The sequence below is a fragment of the Patescibacteria group bacterium genome (assembly GCA_027858235.1).
Lineage (GTDB): Bacteria > Patescibacteriota > Patescibacteriia > Patescibacteriales > BM507 > BM507.
In genome coordinates this window covers 1-5,749 of record JAQIDC010000006.1, presented here as the reverse complement: position 1 = coordinate 5,749, position 5,749 = coordinate 1, and the positions used below count along the sequence as shown (strand labels likewise).

Below are 5,749 nucleotides of genomic sequence, written 5' to 3'. Positions count from 1 at the left end.
TCTCAACAGATGGTTAAAGAAAATAGTGGCTGGTAATTGACTTGGCAGTCATTGAAAAAGGAAGCTGATTCCACTTAAAAATCGTCAACCCGTGGTTTAAGAATGGGGGTAGGCGCACATCATTGTCAGACCATTAAGTGGGGTGCCCTTCCACCTGAGGTGATTTGAGAATATCTCATTGTTACCTCCCTCCACTTGGTTGTTTAGAAAATAACAACTAGTCCTGAGCACCTTTTTTTAGCAAAATGTGTCGCACTTACTTTATGAGTGCAACTTTTTTGTAAAGTTTAAGGAGTTATCTGTATGAATATTAGCCCATTGACGTTATTAGAGGCAAACAATCTGTTAGATTTGATGCATTCCTTGACACATGTTGTAAATATGGAGCAATTTAAAAAAATAGCCTATTCTTTTATTGAGCTTATAGGATGTGAGCACCTTATTTTTGGGTTTCCTGAATTAGCAACGGGCGAGGTGGCAGCTGTTAAAGATTTGAATATAAATTATCCACAGGAGTGGGTTGAATTATATCAGACTCAGGAATTTTGGAGAATTGACCCAATTGTATTAACTACTATGGCAAGTACTAATCCACAACATTGGTCAGAGACTTATCGTAAACTTCCACCTGATAAAAATTTTATAACTTTGGCGCACGATTTTGGATTACAGGATGGTTGTTCTTGTCTTACTCGAGACAACATTGGCCCACAATGGACAATGGTTTCAACTGCTGGTGGGTTCAGAAATTATAAAAATAAAGCGGAATATATACTTGAAAGGCTTACACCTCACTTTCATCTCGCATTGTTGTCACTAAAGGTTAGTGATAGAAAATTTCAAAATATCACCAATAGAGAACTCGAAGTGCTCAAGTGGTTATCCAATGGAAAAACATCGTGGGAGATATCGGTCATTTTAAAGGTAACTGAAGCGACTATTAATTTTCATGTCAAAAATATTTTTAAAAAATTAAATGTTAATACTAGAAGTCACGCAGTTGCAATTGCCGTATACTACAAATTAATCGCTCTAACTTAAGCTGCACAATTTATTGACTCTACATTGCTAAACCAAGATAGTAACTGTGGTTTAGCTTCACTGTTGATTTTTTCAAACTCTCGCCAATTTATTTTTACAGAAATAGCAGAGACTCCATCAGGCATTAGGACTATTTTCCCTATTTTCTTACAAGGAAAACCCGAAAGTTTCAACAATCTGAAAAGCTTATATTCTATTACCATATACATGGTATGTATATGATTTTTGCAACACCACTCATATAACCCTTTATATAACAGCATGGAAATATGGTAACTTCCAAGAGAAGTTGTAATCATTATATTCCTGGTGTCTGAACAGGTGCATACTCGACTAATTTCGATAGCGTAATCTGTTTTGTGAATAGGGGTATCAATCAGTACGCTAAATTCTTTTTCCATCATAAAATCATGCTGAGGTAGTGTTATACGTAAATGTGCAATCATTCTACCTGTCTGTTCAAATACACCCAGTGGAATTGTTCCCGTGTTATCGTATTCGTCAATTTCAAATTCATCCCCGCCATCTTTAACCCAGTTAAGTTCATCAATAAATATAGTTTTTCTAAATTTATAAGCTTGTTGTTTTTCAGTGACACTTACTAGTGTTTTAACGATTAAATTCTGTTCACAAAAATTGACGATTAAATATTCATTTATTTCTTTCATGGCCACCTCCTTTTTCAAGAAAAAATGACCATAAAACAGTGATAAGAAAACCTATCAATTCTGATAGGTTACATGCTTTCTACAATAGGCTAATCTTTTTACCAAAATAGTATGTAATGCAGATAACAATTAAGAATTATTGGTGAAAAATTGACTAAATCTCTAGATATCCTCTTTATAAATCCGCAATTTCGTCTTAATCCACCATTTGACTATAAATTAATTGATCCACCAAGAAATCTTGCACTATTAGCAGCGTATGTTCGTAAAAATGATACAACATCATTGATAATAGATATGCCAATTTCTGGTATTTCTTATGAAGAATTGATTGAAGAAGCAAAAAATAATATACCTAAAATGTTTGCTATCTCAAATAGATCAACATACAGTTTTCCAATAGTTCAAAAAATTGCAAATCTTCTCAAGAAAAATTTCCCTGATATCCCAATAATTGTTGGAGGAACATATGTTTCTTTTCAGCCAGAAGAAGCATTAAAGACGACAGGTAGCATTGATTATATTGTAATAGGCGAAGGTGAGCATACCCTTAGTGAATTAAGCCAATGTATTCTAGCAGGATCAGATTGTTCTAATTTGTCCGGAATTGCTTTTCGAGATAAAAATGGGGAAATTAAACGAAACAAAGATGCGGAATTAATAAGGGATCTTGCAGAAATCCCCTTGCCTGAAGTAAATTTACTTCCAATGGAAATTTATGTAAAAAGAAATGAGAGATATATTTTAGATATTTCAAGAGGATGCTTGTTTGCGTGTGATTATTGCACATCTTCCTATGTTAAAAAAAATATTAGATACCGACCAGTTGAAAATATAATATCTGAAATAAAAGTAGCTTATGATCTCGGATTTAGAAATTTCTATTTCTTTGATGATTTATTTACGGCAAACAAAAAATTTGTAATAGAGATTTGTAAAGAAATTATAAAAAATGATTTATTCATCAAGTGGCCATGTATGACAAGGCTGAAATTTGTTGATGATGAAGTTCTATCATGGATGAGAAAAGCTGGATGTGATCTTATTGCCTATGGAGTAGAAAGTACTTCAGAAAAATACTTAAAAGAAATCGGAAAGTTTGACCAGCTAACTCTTACAGAAGATGTTTTTTCCTTAACAAGAAGTCATGGTATACGACCATTAGCATTTGTAATATTTGGTCTGCCGGAAACAACATTTAATCAAGAAATGGAAACAATTAAATTTTTAGGAAAAGTAAAGGCAGATGCCGTGGGAGCATTCACATTTAAACCATATCCTGGCACAATATACTTCTCAAAGCCTCATGAACATGGCCTAAATATTGTCGACTATAATTTTTCAAAGTGGTCCCAGTTAGATGAAGCAACTCATGAAACAAAATTATTAACAAAAAGTGAAATTATAGAGTCTATGGTTTTGTGCAACACCCTTTTTCGGTCAGGTGACTCAATTTCTCCAGGGAAAAAATATCGTCGGAGAAAGAACGTGTGCATAATTAAAACGAAGAAGGGAGGCGTTATTTATAACCCATATCTTCCTGAGAATAAACGAAAAACAGATATGTATCTAAGCTGTAAAAAGTTAACGAAAGAGTATTTTGAAGTTTTGTATCGTTGTGATGGTTATCATAATCATACAGATATCTGCAATACCATAAAACTCCTATTTTCTTACTCAGAAGATGAAGCTAGATCCATTGTTGATGAGACGCTAAATATCGCTGAAGACATGCAAATGATTGAAGTTATTCCTGATGTTATGGAACATATCGAAAAAGAAGATCGGTTAGTTACGTTTGGAGGGGGGCTGGTATAACCAGTAGTGGTCTTTTTTTTAACGCTAATTTCAAGGGAAATTATGAATAGTAGATCGAAGTTTTTATTAAATACAAATGCACGAACTCCTCTAGTTTTTAGTAAAGCAAAAGGAGTCTATGTTTGGGATACTTCAGGAAAGAAATATCTCGATTTAACGGCTGGTCAAGTCTGTTCAATTGTTGGTCATTGCAACGATGACTTGGTTAAATCAGCACATGTTCAATCTCAAAAAATTATACATATCCACTCTGGATTTTATAGCGAAGAAGAATTGCAATTAGCAGAGAAAATCGCCGAAATAAATGCAAATAAATTAAACAAATCCTTTTTTCTTACTACTGGAGGCGAAGCTGTTGAGCTAGCAATGCGACTGGCAAAACTAGTTACAGGAAAATATGAATTTGTATCACTAGAGCGTAGTTGGCACGGATTATCTAGTGGGTGTTCTGCTCTGACAGGAATTCAAGAGTACAAAAAAGGGACAGGTCCTTTTCCTCCAGGATTTATCCATATCCCCGCACCTGATTGTTATAGATGCCCTTATAATCTTGATAAAAAAGAATGTAGTTCAGAGTGTCTTGATATCGCGGAAAAAATAATATTATCATCCAGTTCTGATCAAATAGCTGCATTTGTAATCGAACCAGTACTTGCGGCTGGAGGTATTATTGTACCACCAAAATCTTTTTTCACTAGACTCAAGACCTTAGTCGAATCAAGTAATTCTTTGCTTATATTTGATGAATGTCAAACAGGTCTAGGTCGAACAGGTAAAATGTTTTGTTATCAGCATTATGGGATTGAACCAGATATTTTAATTTTGGGTAAAGGGCTTGGTGGTGGCTATCCCATATCTGCCGTAGTAACAACAGAAGATATATCAAACAAAGCTTTTAATAATGGCTTTAAGTATATCACGTCACACATGTGTGACCCATTTGTATGCGCATTAGCTTTGGAGACAATTAATATAATTCAAAGAGACAATTTAGTGAATAACTCACTGGAGATGGGAAATTTATTTTCTGTTGAGTTAAATAAATTAAAAAATAAGCATAGAGTAATTGGTGATATTCGAGGCTTGGGTTTAATGATTGGTATTGAGATTGTTAAAAATAGGAATACAAAAACTCCAGGGATATCTGAAGGAAATAAAATAAATCAAATTGCACAAGATAATGGATTAATAATGAATATTGTCATACCACACAATATATTCAGAATAGTTCCTCCTATCATAATCAATGAAGAACATATTAATAATGCTATTGAAATTTTAGATTATAGCCTTAGCTCGTGTGTTTCTCCAGAATAAAAAGAAACAACCACCTGCAATGAAATAGAATCTTTATAAGTTGCTGGATATTATTTCGATTTCCGGCATATATGAAATCTTATTTATTATAAAAGGAGGTGATAACTATGGAAGAGATAATGAACGAAAATGCCCTACCTGTAGGCGTAGGCTACTAAGGCGGTTGTGGGGAGTTTCGAAGAGGCTCCCCACACCATATTTGCGTTAACAAATCATGCTCTAATCATCGCACACAATAATAACTTTCTTTAGGTGGAAATATGACAAGAATTGGTATTCTTACCTGTTCAAATGCGACACAAGATCTTGGCTGTTCATCTGCAAGTTGCTTAGCTGATTTTAGAAAAAAAAGAGGCTATTTTAAAGAATATGAAGATGATATTCAATTAGTAGGGATAATAAGTTGCGCAGGATGCCCAACCTTAACAGGTTCAGATAAGTTGTTGAAAAGAATTAGAGGACTTACGGAATTTCGTATAGATGCTATCCATTTTTCTAATTGTATTAAAAATCTTTGTCCGTTTAGGAAAAAATACTTTCTGGATATCCAGAAAGAATTCCCAAATATTTCGATAGTAATTGGAACTCACACAGAGCATATATCTGATCATGAATTTAAAACAAGAGTAAAAGGACTATTCTCTCAAGAGAATAAAACCATGATAGATATGATACTAGGTAAAGATTAATTAGATGTAATTAAAACTAAACTAAATTTCATACCAATGATTTCACTTAATATAAATAATATAATATATGACATAGATGTAGCGCATGATACCCCATTGTGCGCCTACCCCCATTCTTAAACCACGGGTTGACGATTTTTAAGTGGAATCAGCTTCCTTTTTCAATGACTGCCAAGTCAATTACCAGCCACTATTTTCTTTAACCATCTGTTGAGA

Annotated in this window: 5 protein-coding genes; 4 read left to right on the top strand and 1 reads right to left on the bottom strand. The window is 33.8% G+C overall.

Going from position 1 to position 5,749, the window contains the following annotated elements:
- Window positions 1–381 precede the first annotated feature (381 nt).
- The gene (locus PF572_00430) at window positions 382–1,041 is read left to right on the top strand and encodes an autoinducer binding domain-containing protein (GenBank protein ID MDA3839531.1); all 660 of its coding nucleotides are present in this window, start codon (window positions 382–384) and stop codon (window positions 1,039–1,041) included.
- On the opposite strand, the gene PF572_00425 is transcribed toward PF572_00430, so the two are convergent.
- Window positions 1,038–1,709: an N-acyl-L-homoserine lactone synthetase gene (locus PF572_00425; protein MDA3839530.1), complete on the bottom strand. Its 672-nt coding sequence runs from the start codon at window positions 1,707–1,709 to the stop codon at window positions 1,038–1,040. The genes PF572_00430 and PF572_00425 overlap by 4 nt on opposite strands.
- Before the next feature lie 150 nt (window positions 1,710–1,859).
- Here PF572_00425 and PF572_00420 point away from each other — a divergent pair, with 150 nt between their 5' ends.
- The 3 genes from PF572_00420 to PF572_00410 all read left to right on the top strand — a co-directional run bounded on the left by PF572_00420 (window position 1,860) and on the right by PF572_00410 (window position 5,533).
- Entirely contained in the window at window positions 1,860–3,527 is a 1,668-nt protein-coding gene (locus PF572_00420) for a radical SAM protein (protein ID MDA3839529.1), read from the top strand.
- A 42-nt stretch (window positions 3,528–3,569) separates the two neighbouring features.
- Window positions 3,570–4,844 carry an aspartate aminotransferase family protein gene (locus PF572_00415; protein ID MDA3839528.1) on the top strand — a complete coding sequence of 425 codons (1,275 nt, stop codon included), beginning with the start codon at window positions 3,570–3,572 and terminating at the stop codon, window positions 4,842–4,844.
- Window positions 4,845–5,104: 260 nt separating this feature from the next.
- Entirely contained in the window at window positions 5,105–5,533 is a 429-nt protein-coding gene (locus tag PF572_00410; GenBank protein ID MDA3839527.1) for a CGGC domain-containing protein, read from the top strand.
- Window positions 5,534–5,749 lie beyond the last annotated feature (216 nt).